We start from the raw sequence: 18,312 nt of genomic DNA on the forward strand, positions 1-18,312 counted from the left end.
AGTATGAACCACGGGAGACCACTTCATTTCAAAAAGAAAAACGAGAATCAAGGATTCCCGTTTCAAATTAGGCGATTTGTTTCCTCTTGATCAGAGACATGGACAGTAACACGGCAATGACCAACATCACAATACATATGATGATGCCGATATATGGTAACAAAATAGGAAAATTCGAAATATTGACCGTAATAAAATTCATATACAATGCTTCTACCTTCATGATATTGGTCAACGTGAGGGCCAATACCCGGTCCATCCATCGGATGTCGAGGCTCAATATACTTTGGGCTAAAATCGGAACTCCGTACAATAGACCTGAAATGAAGAAGGAAAGTACCGATGACTTTGCTAAAGTTGAAATCACCACAATTAATCCGGCAAAAGCAAACGCAGCTAGCAAATGCAGGCCAAGCTGGATCAGGTGATATTCCAAAAACGTCAAGCTAAATGGAGAGGCCTGATACTTATAGGCGTATTGAATCGACAAATCCCAGCCCTCGGTTCCGTAAAGTATCGTTTTCATGATCAGGTTATAGGCTTCCCATACGAACACGACCATGATAGTAAAAATAAACGAGGCAATCAATTTTGCTTTCATCGTCACTTGCCGTCCATTTTTGGTGCTTAAAATATAGTTTTCAACGCCTGTTGAATGTTCGTTCGAATAAATTCCCGACAGTCCGATGATCAAAAACATACCGGTTAAAATCAGCCCAAATACGTTGATAAAATCTATTGCTTCTCGGGGGGCGGCATGATAGGAAATTTTATCAATTTTTACATCGTTGAACATATCTTTTGCAAGGCTTAAGCGGTTAACCTCAAGCTGGTCCCCTTTTTGATCTGCCTTTTTGATTAATTGGTCCAAATCAGCAACTTTTTGCTGATTTTCTGTTTGGACCGTGTGAGCCAGAGTGATGTCCGCAATAACCCCAGACAGGGCATTGGTTCTGGCGTCATAGCCATTTTTAAAATCAGAATGGTCCAATTCTGTCCGAACTTTGTCGGCTTTTTCAATTTTCTCTTGGGTAAGGGGACCTTCCCATTCACTATATACATCCCGTGTGGTGCTAGTGTCCCAAACATTGGTTAAGGATACCAGTGTCAGCCAGCCAAACATAAAGATGCCGGCAAAATAAAGGCTCTTTTGCTTAAGGATCTTGATTAATTCCCACTTAATCATGCCCCCGCCTCCTTGTCGAAATAATATAGATACAAATCCTCCAGATTAACCGGAGTATGGTCCGCCTTCCCTGTCGGCTTTTTCTCAGAGACAATCCTTAGATCCACACCGTTGCTGCCGCGCATCATGCTGCCCACTTTATAGGAACGTTGGTAATCAGGTACCTCCTGATCGTTCACGTGGACCATCCATACATGCTCCTGAATACTTTCCATTAGCTTTTGTGGGGTGTTTTTCTCTATCAGCCTGCCGTTTTTCATAATGAGTATTTCTTTTGCAATATATTCAATATCTGAGACAATATGGGTGGAAAGCAGGACAATTCGGTCGTGTGCAATTTCAGAAAGCAGGTTCCGGAACCGGATTCTTTCTTTAGGGTCGAGGCCCACTGTCGGTTCATCAACGATGAGAACTTTAGGGTCATTCAGCAGGGCTTGGGCGATTCCGACCCGCTGCTTCATCCCGCCCGAAAGTTTGCCGATTTTCGCCTTTGACATTTCGGATAGATTGACCTTTTCCAGCAATTCCTTGATTTTTTGTTTGCCAGTGGATTTGTCGATTCCTTTTAAACTGGCGATATAAGCCAGGAACTTCTCTACGGTAAAATGCTTGTAATAGCCGATATGCTGGGGAAGATAGCCCAGCAAGTCACGATATCTTTCCCCTAACTGGAAAATATCCTCTCCGTTTAAGGTAATCCGTCCGGATGTTGGGGTTGAGACCGTAGCCAGCATCCTCATCAAGGTCGTTTTTCCAGAGCCGTTCGCTCCCAGGAAACCGTAAACACCGTTTGTTAACTCCGTGCTTACACCGTCAACAGCACGTTTATCACCAAATGTTTTTGTCACATTTTCAAGTATTAATTTCATATTCCTTGGCTCCTCACGTTTAAGGTTTTAATTTTTACAATGTGAACAATCCAGATAATCATTCCGGCCAATAGAAGAGCGGCAGCTATAGTGCCGTTCAATTCAATCAGGAAGGCTTGGGCAGTGGGTGTTTGAATTATGACATAACAAAACACAAACCAACCTGCCAATAAGACGCTGCTTGCCATGCTGCTCTTTAAGCTCATGGCTGCCAAAAAGGCGATGCCGGTCACCAGCACATAAGGGATCGTCCAGGCGATGAGGAGCTTGGAAAAAATAAGGTCCGGATGAATCTGCAAGCAGATTGCCGTCACAGCCGCGTTGATGATTAGATTAAACAAGCCAACCACTAGCAGACGTGAAGTAACGATTTGCTGGGCGTTGTATTTTAATGTCATTTCAAGTTCTGCCATTCCGGCATTCCGGCTTTTGAGGATTTCAAAAATCCCCGCAATAAACGGCATAGGGGCCAGCGTAAACAGGGTCAGATAGGGATTTGATTGGAAAATGGTTAGGCTCGAGATTCCGAAAAACAGGAATACACTGTTTAAAGCCCAAAAGGTCCAGTTGAACATCAGCATCTCCCGCAAACTGTTGGAAATGATGGTTTGGACACTGTTTTTGAGAAGGGCCATCCGCTTTTTCCTTTGTGGAACCTGGGAAAGAATGTATTCAATGGACGTTTCAATTTCCTCTTCATTGGGGTAATCGACTGTATAAGCATTTAGGAATTCGCTGATTTCCGTGTCAGTTTGTATTTCTTTCATCCTGCTCACCTCTGTATAGATAAGTTTTGAGCTTGCCTAAGCCTTGTTTTAATCGAGATTTCACTGTTGGCACACTGCTGTTGGTAATGGCTGCGATTTCCGCTATTTTCAACTCATTGAAGTATTTTAAAAGAATCGCTTCGCGTTGATAGCTTGGAAGGTTCTCTAATGCCTGTTTGATTTCCTTGCGTGTTTCGTTTTTTTCAAAAATCGATGGCACATCTTTTTCGGTCCTGGTGTCTTGATCTGTCAGTTCGTATGTATGCTGCCGGTCTTTATGGGTACGGCTTTTGAAATAATCCTTGGCATGATTGCTGGCCACGGTCAACAACCAACTTTTGAAATCAGCAGAAGGCTGGTATTTGCTGATGTTTTTTAACAGTTTAATAAAGGTTTCCTGGGTCAAGTCTTTGGCTAACTCTTTGTCGCCGGTCATCCGGTAAAGGAAGCTGTATACGAGTTTGTAATGGCGCCGCACCAGAACCTCCTGGCTGGAAACAATGCCATGTTTGATATCACGAATCAGCTCATAGTCTGTCATACTTTCACCTCCGAATAGGAAACGAGAATCGAGTGGAAAAGGATTTAGCTTTTAATAAAAAATTTTTTCAATATTACAGATCTGGCTACTACCATTATATTCCTACTAATAGGCTGAAAAAATAATAGATGATGAATGGGTTGTAATATTTCCTTTCGTTCATGTCGAATTTTTACCAACTTTTGAATAATATGTGACTTTAATACAGGAATTTATTTTGCGAAAATAGAATAGATAGGTAGATTATTTGGTTTTATACAGAGGAGGAGTCAACTTGGCAGCCGAACAAATGAATCCCGCAATCGATAAGATATTGGCTAATATAGAAAAAGTCATGACCGGAAAAAGAAATGTCGCGGAATTGAGCCTGACCGCCTTGCTTGCCGGAGGACACGTGTTATTGGAAGACGTCCCGGGTGTCGGAAAAACCATGATGGTACGGGCGCTGGCCAAATCCGTGAATGCCAACTTCCGAAGAATTCAGTTCACTCCAGACCTGCTCCCATCCGACGTCACCGGGGTGTCCATCTACAATCCGAAAGAAATGGAGTTTCAATTCCGCCCAGGACCGCTCATGGGGAATATCATTTTGGCTGACGAAATCAACCGGACTTCGCCCAAAACCCAGTCCGCCTTATTGGAAGCAATGGAAGAAGCCAGCGTCACGATCGATGGGGTCACCCATAAACTGCAAAAGCCGTTTTTTGTCATGGCTACGCAAAACCCGATTGAATATGAAGGGACGTATCCGCTTCCGGAAGCCCAGCTAGACCGTTTTTTATTAAAAATGAAAATGGGCTATCCGGACATAAACGAAGAGATGGAGGTCTTGAACCGGGCCCAAAAAGTTCCGCCCATTGAGGACCTGCAGCCTGTCATCGACTTGGAAGGCTTGCAGGAACTGCAAAATGAGGCCAAAGAGGTTTACGTGGATGACACGATTAAGCGGTATATCGTGGATATTGTCCATCGCACGCGGGAGTACGGCAGTGTTTATCTTGGGGCAAGTCCGAGGGGCTCAATTGCCTTAATGAAAGCGGCGCAGGCTTATGCTTTCATGTTTGCCCGGAACTATGTATTGCCGGACGATGTGCAATATTTGGCACCGTTTGTGCTGTCCCACCGGATTATATTAAAATCCGAGGCCAAGTTTGAAGGCATTTCTGCGGAAGATGTCGTAAACCGTGTGGTGGCCAGAGTGCCTGTTCCGGTTCAAAGGTTAGTGAAATAAATGGAAAAGACCCGGAATTTGCTGAAAAAGGCGTGGAGATTCCTATTGCTGGTTGTGCTGATTCTCCTTAGCTTTTCCTATGCCATGTTCCAGGGGGGATTCGTCAGCTGGTTTTTATTCTACAGTTTCCTCCCGTTTGCCATTTATTGCTTGGCACTAGCGTTCTACTCCTTAAATGAGCTGGAAGTGACCAGGGAGCTGCCCAAAGCCGATTACAATGCGGGTGAGCCTTTGAAGGTCACAATCACGGTCAAACGCAGAAGAGCCTTTCCTTTGTTCTATCTGATCATTGAAGACCAACTGCAAGACTCATTGAAATATGCACGTCAGGGCCGGGGGGGCAAAACCGTTTTGTTTCCTGGTTTTAAAAAAGAGTTATCCTATGACTACCTGATTGGAGAATTGCCGCGGGGCGAGCATTTTTTTGAATCTTTTATGGTCAAAACCGGCGACCCGCTAGGTCTGTTTGAAAAAGAAAAGATACAAGCCGCCCAAAACCGGATTATTGTCTATCCGGCTTTTTCGGAGATGTTTTACCGGCCGCTGAAAAATCAGTTTGATCAAGGGCTGACGGCATCCCGGGAACGGGTGCAGCGTGACACCACCATGGCGGTCGGTGTCAGGGATTATCAGCCGGGCGACCGATTCTCCTGGATTAACTGGAAAGCGACCGCCAAGCGAAACGACATTATGACGAAAGAATTTGAGCAAAGGCAATCCCACGATGTGTTTGTCGTCATGGATTGTGTTCCGGACCGAAACTTTGAAAATATCGTTTCGTTTACCGCCTCTTTGCTCAGGGCCGTTTTGAAAAAAGGGGCCCAATCGGGTTTGCTTTCGGTCAGCAAAGAAAGGGTGTCGTTTCCGATTCGGGGTGGGGAGCAGCATCTGCAGGAGCTGTTTTATCACCTGGCCAAAATCGAGGCGAAAAGCTTCACGTCGCTTGATAAAGTCATTGAAACTGATGGCCTGTTTGTGCAGCAGACGGTATCGTTCATGTTGGTGACGGGGCAATTGACCAAAACTTTAGTTGAAAAGACCAGTTTTGTTGGACAGAGAAAGGGAGGAATGACGGTTTTTCTGGTTAAGGGGCAAAAAGAGGCGCCCAGTGCTGGCGAACTGTCTCTGATTAGCGTCGCGAACGCCCGTGGTGTAAGGGTGGTTCTGGTTCATGAAGGTGACTTTCCCGCAGCCTTTTCGGAGGTGAATATACGATGACAAGGCGAAATTTTCCTACATTGCTATTATATGGACTTGGATTTCTGCTGCTATGGGAATGGCTGAGGCCAATCGAGCAGTTGACGAACACCAATCATATAGAAACGTTTATCATCTTCCTGCTCATTGCCTTTGCATTATCATTCCTGAATGTCAAATGGTATTGGCAGTCCGTCATACAGATATTGTTTATTTTGTTTGCGATTAACCGGTTTCATTATCAAGAACCGTTTTTTCAGTTCTCTTGGCTCATATCGTTCTTGGGGGATTTCCTAAACAACCTCGGATTGATTGCTTCACGGGACTGGACTCATTTATCCAATGGGTTTCGCACTCTTTTGCTGTTTATTTTGCTATGGCTGATGGTGTATTTGGTCCATTATTGGCTGCTCAGGCGGCAGCGGATTTTCTTGTTTTTCTTCATGACCCTGATTTATATTACGATTTTGGATACGTTTACGGTATACGATGCCGGAACGGCCATTGTCCGGACAGTGGTTGTGGGTTTTACAATCATGGGGATACTGACCTATTTACGTATCTTCCATCATGAACTGGTCAGTTCCGACTCCTCACTTTTAAAAAAATGGATTGCTCCGCTTGCCGGGATGATTGCCCTAAGTGTCTTTATCGGGATTGCGGCCCCGAAGGCAGCGCCGATTTGGCCGGACCCGGTTCCTTATTTAAAGACAGCGGCCAATAAAGGGGGCAATGATGGCGGCAATACCGGAATCAGCCGCATTGGGTATGGGACAAATGATGAACAGCTGGGGGGGCCGTTCATTGGAGACGATAATCCGGTATTTCAGTATGAAGCCTATGGAAAGACCTATTGGAAGGTTGAAACCAAGGATGTCTATACCGGAAAGGGCTGGATTCCACAGGGGTCCACGCCCATTACCTTTTCTGAAAGTGATACCGTTCCCGTTTTTTCGATTCCGGATACGGTAGAAACCTCAGCGGAAACAGCCAGAGTCACTTTCGATCCAAGCTTCTTTACGGCGGACTTTATGGTATATCCGGCTGGAATTCAAAAATTTCAGCAGATTAAACCGTCAGGAGGAACGGTCTTCAATATCGATACAACAAAGGAGAAAATTTCTCCAAGGGAAAAGAAAATTACCAGCTATGCCGTTCAATTTAAAGAACCCTCCTATAAAGCCGTCAATTTGAGAAAAACGACCGCCTATCAATCCTCCGAAATGGGCGCAGATTTTTATAACCGGTATACGCTGCTTCCGGAAGGACTTCCTTCCCGAATCAAACAGCTGACCGAAGAAATTACAGCAGGAAAGACCAATTGGTTTGATAAGGCAAAGGCGGTTGAAGAATACTTTGGCAATGGCCAATATATCTATGACCAAAAAAACGTCGCGCTTCCTGGAAAGGATGACGATTACGTTGACCAGTTTTTGTTTGACACAAAAACCGGCTACTGTGATAATTTCTCTTCGTCTATGGCGGTCATGCTCCGTACCATCGGCATTCCGACCCGGTGGATAAAAGGGTTCACGGGCGGGGATTTTATTCAATACAACGTAGGAGAAGACTCGATGCAGCTGTACCAGGTAACAAATAACAATGCCCACTCATGGGTGGAAGTTTATTTGCCCGGCCAAGGCTGGGTGCCGTTTGAACCGACGAAAGGGTTTTATAGCGGCATCAATATTGATTATACGACTGGCCAATCATCGTCAAGCAGCCAGACACCGGTCACGCCAACGGTTGAAAAACCAAAACAAGAGAAAGCCGATGACACAAAAGAAAACAAGCAGGAGTCCTCCTTTGATTGGGGCACGGTTTGGAATAATGTCCAATCGTTCTTTTCCGACCATTGGCTGGGGGCAGGATTGGCAGTGATCATTCTCTTCCTATTAGCGGCTGGCCTTTATCGAATCCGCGGCAAGTGGTTCCCATATGTGATCATGCTGAGGTATCGCTTTAAGAAACAGGATGACACCATCAGTGCCGCATATATGAGTTTGCTTGGCCAATTGGAACGCTATGGTTTAAAGCGAAAGGACAATCAAACCCTGCGAAATTATGCACGCTATGTGGATTCCTTCTTCTCGACCAGGGAAATGACACGGTTAACCGACCGTTACGAACAATATCTATACCATCAAACCCTCCCGGAAGGAAGCTGGAAAGATGCACGGGAATTGTGGGAAAATTTAATTAAAAAGACAATTGCTTGACCTAAAAATCCACCTATTGTTACAATATGAGGTAATTTGATAAGGATAACGGGCGGGCGAAAAGCGCTGCATCTAAACAAGCGCTTTAGCTGTTCTCATCTTCATATATCCTCGATAATAGGGTTCGAGAGTCTCTACCAGGCTGCCGTAAATGGCCTGACTATGAAGGCAGGATTTTTAAAATAGTGATTTGCAAGAAAACTAGAATTCTGCCTTCCTGGTTCCAGGGAGAGAATTCTAGTTTTTTTTGTGCTCTTTTTGTAAAAAATAAAATAACTTTTAAAAATTGAGGTGGCCGTTTTGACGGGAAAGCAGGATATGATTGTTGTTTTAGACTTTGGAAGTCAATATAATCAGCTGATTACACGCCGAATTCGCGAGTTTGGCGTCTATAGTGAGCTGCATCCGCACACAATTACCGCGGAGGAAATCCGCCGCATGAACCCAAAAGGGATTATTTTTTCCGGTGGTCCTAACAGCGTATATGATGAAAATTCCTTCCGTTGTGATGAGGCAATTTTTGACTTAGGATTGCCGATTCTTGGAATTTGCTATGGCATGCAATTAATGACGGTGAAATTTGACGGAAAAGTGGAGCCTGCAAAGCAGCGGGAATATGGTAAAGCCACCATGACCACGGAACAGGAGTCCATTCTGTTTGAGGGTCTTCCAAACGAGCAAATTGTATGGATGAGCCACGGCGACCTTGTCGTCGAGGTACCACCAGGCTTCACGGTTGACGCGACCAGCCCATCCTGCCCGATAGCGGCGATGAGCAATAAAGAACAAAATCTTTATGCGGTGCAATTCCATCCCGAGGTACGCCACTCCGTTTATGGGAATGAGCTGTTGAAGAATTTTGTGTTCCGGGTCTGTGATTGCAGCGGCAGTTGGTCGATGGAAAGCTTCATTGAAATGGAGATGGCCAAAATCCGTGAAACAGTGGGCGAGAAAAAAGTTCTCTGCGCGTTAAGCGGCGGGGTAGATTCTTCTGTTGTGGCTGTACTGATTCATAAAGCCATCGGCGACCAGCTTACCTGTATTTTTGTTGATCATGGCTTGCTGCGGAAATACGAAGCAGACAGTGTCATGAAGACCTTCACGGAAGGCTTCCATATGAATGTTATAAAAGTGGATGCCAAAGAACGGTTCATGAATAAATTAAACGGTGTTTCCGATCCGGAACAGAAGCGGAAAATTATTGGCAACGAATTTATTTATGTGTTTGATGATGAAGCAGCCAAGCTTGAGGGCATTGAGTTCTTGGCGCAGGGAACGCTTTATACCGATGTGATTGAAAGCGGCACGGCTACAGCGCAAACCATCAAGTCCCACCACAATGTGGGCGGACTGCCGGAGGATATGCAATTTACCTTGATTGAGCCGCTGAATACCTTGTTCAAGGATGAGGTCCGTGCGCTTGGCACCGAGCTTGGAATCCCGGATGAAATTGTCTGGCGCCAGCCATTCCCAGGCCCAGGCCTCGGAATTCGTGTCCTTGGAGAAATTACCGAAGACAAACTGGAAATTGTCCGCGAATCTGATTGGATTCTCCGTGAAGAAATCAAAAAGGCTGGACTTGACCGCGACATATGGCAGTATTTTACCGTCCTGCCGAATATCCGCAGCGTGGGGGTTATGGGCGATGCCAGAACGTATGATTATACAATCGGTATCCGCGCGGTTACATCCATCGATGGCATGACCTCAGACTGGGCACGCATTCCGTGGGAGGTTCTTGAAGTGATATCCACACGGATTGTCAATGAAGTTTCCCATGTAAATCGCGTGGTGTATGATATCACCAGCAAGCCGCCAGCAACGATTGAATGGGAATAGGAAAAGCGTAAGCGCCCTGGAGCTAGACAACTCCCAAAGACCCAAAAAAGGTTGACCCTCAACGGTCAACCTTTTTGTTTAATCAGCGAATCTCAATCCAATCTTTCCTTGCTGCTTTGCGTTCTCCAAATAGCAAAACGCCTCTTGATAATCCGCTGCATCGAACACCCTGTCCACTATTGGATGGAGTTGATGTTCTTCCACAAAATGAAGCATTTCTTTATATTCCTCAAAGCTGCCCATGGTGGTGCCTTTCAGGTTGTATTGACCGTAAAAGAAGCTTCTTAAGTTGAAGTTCACCGTGTCTCCAGTTGAAGAGCCAAACATTACAACTGTGCCGCCCTTTCGCAAGATGTCCAAAGATTTTTGGAAAGTGGCCGCGCCCACCGACTCTATGACCAAATCCATTTTTTCGCCATTTAACTTAGCTCCCCAATCCTCGTCGGTTAAAATTCCCCTGTCGGCCCCGAGTTTCATGGCCGCCGCCAATTTTTCCTCAGACCGTGACGTAACCGTGACGTTAGCACCTGCGGCTTTGGCAAATTGTAATAAGAAGCTGGCTGCCCCGCCGCCTATTCCTGGAATCAATACTTTGTTCCCTGTTGCAACTTCCCCCCGTGAAAACAAAGCACGGTAAGCAGTCAAAGCGGCCAATGAAATTACCCCGGCTTCTTCCCACGTGAAAATGTTGGGCTTAAGGACAATATTCGATTCTGCTGCAATGACTTCCTCGGCAAAGGTGCCGTTTAGGGGGTTGCCGAGTATTTTAAAATCATCATCCGGTGCGTCGGACTTTTGATCCCATCCAACGGCAGGATAAATCATGACTGCATCGTTTACCTTGAATTTCGTCACTTTGCTCCCGATTTCCGTGATTACCCCGGCGGCATCGGACCCAATAATCAAGGGCTCGCCATTCGGGTCGTGTTGCTGCAAGGTAAAAAGATCCCGATGATTTACCCCGGCGACCTTCACTTTTATTTTTACCTCATGGTCTTGAAGGGGAGGAGTTGGCACCTGTTCCAATCGCAATCCTTCCAGGCCTTGTTTGCCGTAATGTACAAGAGCTTTCATCTCATAACCTCCTAAAAAATTTCATTTGCTGCATTAAATTATTCTCCAGTTTTTGGGCAAAACCTGCTGATGGTGACCCTTTTTTGGGCGCCAAGCATCGGTCCGGTCTCCTGTTTCCTTGGAGGAAGCTGGTGAATTTCACACGAACAATGTTATATTTTTTAACAAAAAATGTTCGTGTTTTCTATTGACGAATAGTTTCTTCCTTGATATTATAATAGCATATTGAATATGTTGTCGATTTACGTCGTATAATATTGGGAATAAGGCCCAAAAGTTTCTACCGAGCCACCGTAAATGGCTTGACTACGAGGTAAGTGTTGATATATAAGGCAGATTGTCTTTTATAGCACATTACCCTAGTCAGCGTTCTGGTAGAAAAGCCGGAACGTTTTTTTATTTTTAAAAATAGAATCTTAGGGGGAAAAGACATGCAAAAGTACTTTGAATTTGAAAAGTATGGTACAAATTATCGCAGGGAATTTATCGGCGGCTTCACTACATTCTTGGCCATGGCCTATATTTTGATTGTCAACCCGTTAACACTGTCGCTCGCCTCCATTAAGGACTTTCCGGATGCGCTTCGGATGGACCATGGGGCGGTGTTTGTGGCGACGGCACTCGCCTCCGCGCTCGGTTCGATTGTCATGGGCCTTCTTGGTAAATATCCGCTGGCGCTCGCACCAGGTATGGGACTAAATGCATTCTTTGCTTATACCGTGGTATTGGGCAGCGGTATTCCTTGGCAACATGCTCTAGGAGCGGTTTTAATTTCAGGTATTTTCTTCTTTATTCTTACCTTAACTGGACTTCGTGAAAAATTGATTAATGCAATTCCAATAGAGCTCAAGTATGCAGTTAGTGCAGGGATTGGCTTGTTTATCACGTTTGTTGGTTTGCAAAACGCTAAAATCATTGTCAATAATGACGCAACCCTGGTAGGTCTGGGCGACCTGTCTGATCCGAACGTGCTGCTTACCATTTTTGGAATTTTCGTAACGGTCATCATGATGACCAGAAAAATGAACGGCGCTGTTTTCTATGGAATGGTGATTACCGTTATTGCTGGTATGATTTTTGGCTTGATTGATGTCCCTCATCAAATTATCGGAAAGGTTCCTAGCTTAGAGCCAACCTTTGGAGCAGCGTTTACATCCTTCGGCGACAGCTCGTTTTATTCAACAGCCATGCTCGGAATTGTATTAACCTTCTTGTTTGTAGATTTCTTTGACAATGCAGGTACGCTTGTTGCCGTAGCAGGTCAAGCTGGTATTATGAAAGACAATAAACTTCCACGTGCGGGAAGAGCGTTAGTTTCTGATTCCATTGCATCAAGTGTTGGTGCGATTCTTGGTACTTCAACGACAACTTCTTTCATTGAATCGACTGCAGGGGTTGCTGCTGGTGCAAGGACTGGTTTTGCTGCATTAGTTACAGCCGGGTGCTTTATTTTATCTATCTTTTTCTTCCCGTTATTATCTGTTGTCACTTCTCCGGTGACCGCACCAGCGTTAATTATTGTCGGTGTCTTAATGGTTTCTTCTTTAGGCAAAATTGATTGGACGAAATTTGAGATAGCTGTTCCGGCATTCTTGACAATCATTGCAATGCCGTTATCATACAGCATTGCAACCGGGATTGCGATGGGCTTCATCTTCTACCCAATCACCATGATTGTAAAGGGCCGTGCGAAAGAAATTAACCCGATCATGTACTTATTCTTTGTGATCTTTGTATTATATTTCATTTTCTTAAAATAACAGGACTAATATTTCATGAGCTGTGGAGATTGTTCTCTGCGGCTCTTTTTTTATTGATACCTATTTCCTTTATTTTTAAAAATATATATTTTTTTCCATAGTACTTTTGTATGATAGAGGTGAAAGTGTGAGAACGGATTGGGAGTGGTGAAAGTGGACTTATTGGCAGTACGGGACCTGCGCAAAAACTTTGGTCAGTTTGAGGCGGTAAAAGGTCTATCGTTTTCTGTGGAAAAAGGGGAGTCGTTCGGATTGCTTGGTCCAAATGGCGCGGGGAAGTCGACCACCATCAATATGATAACCGGGCTTTTTCCACCAACGTCTGGTGAAATCAAGCTAAGGGATATTGATATCGTCAAACGGCCCAAACAAGCGCAAAAAACAATTGGTGTGGTCCCGCAGGATATCGCCTTGTATCAAGAAATGTCCGCCAGGGAAAATTTAAAGTTTTGGGGAAGGATGTATAACCTTAGCGGAAAGGCACTCGAAAAAAGTATCGATGAAGTCCTTGAAATAATTGGCTTGGCCGATCGCGCGAAAGACAAAGTGTCTGCCTTCTCCGGGGGCATGAAACGCCGGGTGAATATAGGAGCTGCGATTTTGCATCAGCCTGAGCTGTTAATCATGGACGAGCCAACCGTCGGAATTGACCCGCAATCGAGAAATCATATTTTAGAAACGGTCAAACGGTTAAACCACGAAGGGATGACGATTATTTATACCAGTCACTATATGGAAGAAGTGGAGTATTTATGTGAACGGGTTGGAATCGTTGATCATGGCCAATTGATTGCTTGCGGCACATTGAGGGATCTGCGCGAGTCGATTGGCGACCGTTCCAGAATCATGATTTCGTTTGAAGGACAAATGCCAAATCAGCACGAAATAGTGAACCACTTGAACGGGACAGGGCTTTCAATGGAGAAAGATATCACCTTCCAAGAGAATCTGCTGACCGTTTTCCATAAGGATCCCCAAACCATCTTGGGCGGCTTGATCCAACGCATCACAAACGACGGGGTAAAGATTTCATCAGTGGAAATTGTGGAGCCGAATTTGGAAAGCATCTTCCTTCATTTGACTGGCCGGAGCCTGCGGGATTAAGGGAGGGATTTTCAATGAGTTTTTGGTGGCTTGCCTGGAAAGATTTAACCATGATAGCCCGTGACAGGAAAGCGCTGTTGACACTAATTTTAATGCCATTATTGTTAATATCGATATTAGGAGCAGCGTTTGGAAACATCATGAAGCAGGATGACGATCCCGTCATAAAAAAATTCACGCTGGGAGTCGTTAATCTCGACAAGGGACCTCTCAGTACAGTGTTAGTGGAACAGGTCTTTGAAAAGCAAATGGCAGAACAAATCGATATCAAGCTTTTTCAAGAAGAGGATCTCAGGAAAAAAATAACCGATCATACCTTATCTGTGGGAATGATTATTGAACCGGGGTTCTCAGATTCGTTAATGGAGGGAAACCAGGCAAAAGTGAAGCTGTTGACCGTACCGGACCCAGGCGTAAAACCTGTAATCGTTCGGAGTATAGTGGAACGGTTTGCGGACTCCGTTCCTATCGGAGTGGCTGCTGCAAAGAAGGCACAGGCTGCTGGAACTAGCGTTGCAGGGAATACCACTTTAGAGTCTAACTTTACAGAAATGCCTCTCCTCAAAGAAACCACCGTCAACGCAAAAACGAAGATGGTTGGTTCCTTTCAATATTACGCGGCGGCCATGGGTGTCATGTTTTTATTAATGACGGTCGTGCAAGGTGTCTCCAATATGATTCTCGAGAAGGAACAAGAGGTATATAAACGATTGCTCCTTACCCATTTAACCTACACCCACTACCTTTTTGGCAAGTTGTTGGGGTTAGTGGTTATTTGTCTAGCCCAAGCTTCTGTGATTCTGATCGGGACAAATCTCATTTTTGGAGTCGATTGGGGAAATTCAACCGGCGGGGTGATCATCATGACAATCGCTTTTGTTGTGGATGCCTGTGGTTTGGGCCTGCTGATTGGATCGTTGGTGAAAACAGAAAAAGCCTTTTCGGTCGCTGGAATGTTGGGCACACAAATTATGGCTGTCTTAGGGGGAAGTATGGTCCCTATGTATCTCTTTCCTGACTGGGTGAATTCAGCTGTGAAGTATTTGCCGAATGGACTAGCGCTGCAAACCTATTTAAAACTAATGACGGGCGCCAGTCTTGCCGATATATGGCCTGCCGTCCTTGGGGCGTTGGGAATGGGCCTGCTGTTTTTTGCATTAGGCTTATTCCGCCTTTCATTGGAAAGGAGAAGTCGTTATGCATAAGGTCATTACCATCGTATGGCAACAGCTAAAAACGTTTTTTAAATCTCCCAGTACCATCGTGTTAATGTTTGTTATGCCGGCATTGTTTAGTTTTATTTTTGGCGGAATGGCGGCTAGTACAGAAACGTCAAAACCCGTTGTGAACGTCGTGGCGCCAACTCACGGGCAAGGAACCGGCGAAATCCTGAAACTCTTGAAGAAAAGCGATGACTTTTCCTGGAGGCAAGTGTCTCTAAAGGAAGCAAAAAGTAACGTTTCGAATCAGGACAGCATTGCCGCAGTGGTGATTCCTGAGAATATCGAGCAACGAATGGCTCAAAAGGAGCCGCTGTTTGACGTGTTCATAGAAAGGAAGACAGAGCAATATTACAGCCTCGAGCCGATTCTCCAAGGGACGGCAAGTTTGATCACCCAATCCTTACAAGCAACAGATCCAGCCGATTCTGCCGCATTCCCGCAACTATTGCATGCTGTTGCTAATAATAAAGGGGTGAAAGTGGACCGACAAGTTATTCAGAAGGAGCAAAATAATCGTTCTGAAATCAATCTAATGGTCGTGGGGTTCGCCATCATGTTCATGATGTTTGGGCTCTCCGGTGCTGCATCGACGATTCTAGAGGAACGGGCAGGCGGCACATGGGGGAGGCTTTTGGTCAGCCCGGCCACAAAGCTTCAAATCATTCTAGGTTACCTTATATCCTACTTTATGATGGGGGCCATTCAGTTAACCATATTAATGGCGGTAATGGTGATTTTGTTTGATGTAAGCTGGGGCCATTTAGGCTACTTTCTTCCCTTTGCCTCTTTGGTGATTATTTGTGTGGTGGGTTTTGGGTTAATGATTGCGGGTTTGGTGAAAACCAAGCAGCAAGCCGCCGCCTTAACCGCGGTTTTGGTGGTGAGTACTTGCATGTTGGGCGGAGTTTATTGGTCGCTCGATCTCGTTCCTGATGTTATGCAGAAGTTAGCGCTTGCTGTTCCGCAAAGCTGGGCCATGTCGGGTTTTAAAGAAATTATCAGTGGCAGCCTGCATATGCCGACCATAGGAAAAGACGTCCTGGCTTTGACTTTATTCACCGCTTTGTTTTTTACGATCGGGTTAAGGGGAATTCGTTTTGAATAAATATGAGCTGTCCTTTAAGGTGTTTGGCTCCACGCCGTGAGTAATATATAGAAGGTTTTCTTGATGATATTCTATATATTGCGGAGTGGCGTCTGACCCCTTTGCCTTTTGGACAGCCCTTTTTATGTTTGTGGAAAAAATCATATGAAAATTGAAACCAAAATGATTGGCGCAGAGGGGAAGACAAAGTAGACCATCTATTATCATAGTAAACTAATTAAAAGAAAATTCTTTTATTAATATTTACGTTGACTTCCCTCTTAGTCGGTGATATTATACATAAGCAGTCGTTAATGACGGACAAACAACTTAAGAAAAATTAAAAAGTTGTTGACTTCGAGTTGATGGCGTGATATATTAGTAGAGTCGCTTTTGAAAAGCGGCTAAGCAATTGCTCTTTGAAAACTAAACAAACAAATACGTCAACAAATAAACATTCGTTTCTTTCGAAACGAAGCCAACGTTTTAACTTTTATGAGCTATATCAACTTTCTTGGAGAGTTTGATCCTGGCTCAGGACGAACGCTGGCGGCGTGCCTAATACATGCAAGTCGAGCGAATCAAAAGGTGCTTGCACCTTTTGATTAGCGGCGGACGGGTGAGTAACACGTGGGCAACCTGCCTGTAAGACTGGGATAACATCGGGAAACCGATGCTAATACCGGATAATTTCTTTCCTCACATGAGGAAAGGCTGAAAGTCGGTTTTTAGCTGACACTTACAGATGGGCCCGCGGCGCATTAGCTAGTTGGTGAGGTAACGGCTCACCAAGGCGACGATGCGTAGCCGACCTGAGAGGGTGATCGGCCACACTGGGACTGAGACACGGCCCAGACTCCTACGGGAGGCAGCAGTAGGGAATCTTCCACAATGGACGAAAGTCTGATGGAGCAACGCCGCGTGAGCGATGAAGGCCTTCGGGTCGTAAAGCTCTGTTGTTAGGGAAGAACAAGTATCGGAGTAACTGCCGGTACCTTGACGGTACCTAACCAGAAAGCCACGGCTAACTACGTGCCAGCAGCCGCGGTAATACGTAGGTGGCAAGCGTTGTCCGGAATTATTGGGCGTAAAGCGCGCGCAGGCGGTCCTTTAAGTCTGATGTGAAAGCCCACGGCTCAACCGTGGAGGGTCATTGGAAACTGGGGGACTTGAGTGCAGAAGAGGAAAGCGGAATTCCACGTGTAGCGGTGAAATGCGTAGAGATGTGGAGGAACACCAGTGGCGAAGGCGGCTTTCTGGTCTGTAACTGACGCTGAGGCGCGAAAGCGTGGGGAGCAAACAGGATTAGATACCCTGGTAGTCCACGCCGTAAACGATGAGTGCTAAGTGTTAGAGGGTTTCCGCCCTTTAGTGCTGCAGCTAACGCATTAAGCACTCCGCCTGGGGAGTACGGCCGCAAGGCTGAAACTCAAAGGAATTGACGGGGGCCCGCACAAGCGGTGGAGCATGTGGTTTAATTCGAAGCAACGCGAAGAACCTTACCAGGTCTTGACATCCTCTGACACTCCTAGAGATAGGAATTTCCCCTTCGGGGGACAGAGTGACAGGTGGTGCATGGTTGTCGTCAGCTCGTGTCGTGAGATGTTGGGTTAAGTCCCGCAACGAGCGCAACCCTTGAGATTAGTTGCCAGCATTCAGTTGGGCACTCTAATCTGACTGCCGGTGACAAACCGGAGGAAGGTGGGGATGACGTCAAATCATCATGCCCCTTATGACCTGGGCTACACACGTGCTACAATGGATGGTACAAAGGGCAGCGAAGCCGCGAGGTGAAGCCAATCCCATAAAACCATTCTCAGTTCGGATTGCAGGCTGCAACTCGCCTGCATGAAGCCGGAATCGCTAGTAATCGCGGATCAGCATGCCGCGGTGAATACGTTCCCGGGCCTTGTACACACCGCCCGTCACACCACGAGAGTTTGTAACACCCGAAGTCGGTGGGGTAACCGTAAGGAGCCAGCCGCCTAAGGTGGGACAGATGATTGGGGTGAAGTCGTAACAAGGTAGCCGTATCGGAAGGTGCGGCTGGATCACCTCCTTTCTAAGGAATATGCAGTCCTTACGGACTGATAAGACGTTGACCTCTATTTGTTTGTTTAGTTTTGAGAGAGCAATCTTTTTCTGTGAGGATTATACCGTAAGGTATAATTCGAAACAATTCTCTCAATCAAATCGTTCTTTGAAAACTGGATAATCG

The 18,312-nt window shown here is 45.5% G+C and carries 13 protein-coding genes, 1 rRNA gene and 2 riboswitches; of the genes, 9 read left to right on the plus strand and 5 right to left on the minus strand.

The features are described from left to right. Positions 1-67: 67 nt before the first annotated feature. From ACY8D0_RS22520 to ACY8D0_RS22535, 4 genes are read right to left on the minus strand one after another with little or no spacing between them, the layout of a single operon-like run. Positions 68-1,186 carry a hypothetical protein gene (locus tag ACY8D0_RS22520; protein WP_462412716.1) on the minus strand — a complete coding sequence of 373 codons (1,119 nt, stop codon included), beginning with the start codon at positions 1,184-1,186 and terminating at the stop codon, positions 68-70. Continuing rightward, on the minus strand, positions 1,183-2,055 hold the full coding sequence (locus tag ACY8D0_RS22525) for an ABC transporter ATP-binding protein (protein ID WP_462412717.1): 873 nt from the start codon (positions 2,053-2,055) through the stop codon (positions 1,183-1,185). The genes ACY8D0_RS22520 and ACY8D0_RS22525 overlap by 4 nt, the downstream gene beginning before the upstream one ends. Further along, on the minus strand, positions 2,052-2,822 hold the full coding sequence (locus tag ACY8D0_RS22530) for a hypothetical protein (protein ID WP_462412718.1): 771 nt from the start codon (positions 2,820-2,822) through the stop codon (positions 2,052-2,054). Before ACY8D0_RS22530 ends, ACY8D0_RS22525 begins: the two co-directional genes overlap by 4 nt. Next, the gene (locus ACY8D0_RS22535; protein ID WP_462412719.1) at positions 2,803-3,363 is read right to left on the minus strand and encodes an RNA polymerase sigma factor; all 561 of its coding nucleotides are present in this window, start codon (positions 3,361-3,363) and stop codon (positions 2,803-2,805) included. The genes ACY8D0_RS22530 and ACY8D0_RS22535 overlap by 20 nt, the downstream gene beginning before the upstream one ends. A gap of 289 nt (positions 3,364-3,652) precedes the next feature. On the opposite strand from ACY8D0_RS22535, the gene ACY8D0_RS22540 reads away from it, so the two are divergent. From ACY8D0_RS22540 to guaA, 4 genes are all read left to right on the plus strand, one after another. Further along, positions 3,653-4,594: an AAA family ATPase gene (locus ACY8D0_RS22540; protein ID WP_462413153.1), complete on the plus strand. Its 942-nt coding sequence runs from the start codon at positions 3,653-3,655 to the stop codon at positions 4,592-4,594. Beyond that, complete coding sequence (locus ACY8D0_RS22545; protein WP_462412720.1) at positions 4,595-5,812, plus strand: DUF58 domain-containing protein; 1,218 nt, start codon at positions 4,595-4,597, stop codon at positions 5,810-5,812. Further along, positions 5,809-8,010, plus strand: a complete 2,202-nt coding sequence (locus ACY8D0_RS22550; RefSeq protein ID WP_462412721.1) for a transglutaminase TgpA family protein — start codon at positions 5,809-5,811, stop codon at positions 8,008-8,010. The genes ACY8D0_RS22545 and ACY8D0_RS22550 overlap by 4 nt, the downstream gene beginning before the upstream one ends. A gap of 81 nt (positions 8,011-8,091) precedes the next feature. Continuing rightward, positions 8,092-8,193, plus strand: a riboswitch (purine riboswitch). Positions 8,194-8,328: 135 nt separating this feature from the next. Next, complete coding sequence (gene guaA, locus ACY8D0_RS22555) at positions 8,329-9,849, plus strand: glutamine-hydrolyzing GMP synthase (RefSeq protein WP_462413154.1); 1,521 nt, start codon at positions 8,329-8,331, stop codon at positions 9,847-9,849. A gap of 78 nt (positions 9,850-9,927) precedes the next feature. Here the strand turns inward: guaA and ACY8D0_RS22560 are convergent, their stop codons facing one another. Continuing rightward, a complete protein-coding gene (locus ACY8D0_RS22560; protein ID WP_462412722.1) occupies positions 9,928-10,923 on the minus strand; it encodes a quinone oxidoreductase family protein in 996 nt (331 codons plus the stop codon). Between the two features lie 227 nt (positions 10,924-11,150). After that, positions 11,151-11,252, plus strand: a riboswitch (purine riboswitch). A gap of 102 nt (positions 11,253-11,354) precedes the next feature. Between ACY8D0_RS22560 and ACY8D0_RS22565 the strand changes: the two genes are divergently transcribed. The 5 genes from ACY8D0_RS22565 (at position 11,355) to ACY8D0_RS22585 (ending at position 18,156) form a co-directional block, all read left to right on the plus strand. Then, the gene (locus tag ACY8D0_RS22565) at positions 11,355-12,683 is read left to right on the plus strand and encodes an NCS2 family permease (protein ID WP_462412723.1); all 1,329 of its coding nucleotides are present in this window, start codon (positions 11,355-11,357) and stop codon (positions 12,681-12,683) included. 153 nt (positions 12,684-12,836) lie between these two features. Next, complete coding sequence (locus tag ACY8D0_RS22570) at positions 12,837-13,787, plus strand: ABC transporter ATP-binding protein (RefSeq protein ID WP_462412724.1); 951 nt, start codon at positions 12,837-12,839, stop codon at positions 13,785-13,787. A 14-nt stretch (positions 13,788-13,801) separates the two neighbouring features. Further along, positions 13,802-14,992: an ABC transporter permease gene (locus tag ACY8D0_RS22575; protein WP_462412725.1), complete on the plus strand. Its 1,191-nt coding sequence runs from the start codon at positions 13,802-13,804 to the stop codon at positions 14,990-14,992. Then, positions 14,985-16,115: an ABC transporter permease gene (locus tag ACY8D0_RS22580; RefSeq protein WP_462412726.1), complete on the plus strand. Its 1,131-nt coding sequence runs from the start codon at positions 14,985-14,987 to the stop codon at positions 16,113-16,115. The genes ACY8D0_RS22575 and ACY8D0_RS22580 overlap by 8 nt, the downstream gene beginning before the upstream one ends. Positions 16,116-16,605: 490 nt before the next feature. Beyond that, positions 16,606-18,156, plus strand: a 16S ribosomal RNA gene (locus ACY8D0_RS22585). The last annotated feature ends 156 nt before the right edge of the window (positions 18,157-18,312 follow it).

The sequence above is a fragment of the Neobacillus camarae genome (assembly GCF_054950115.1).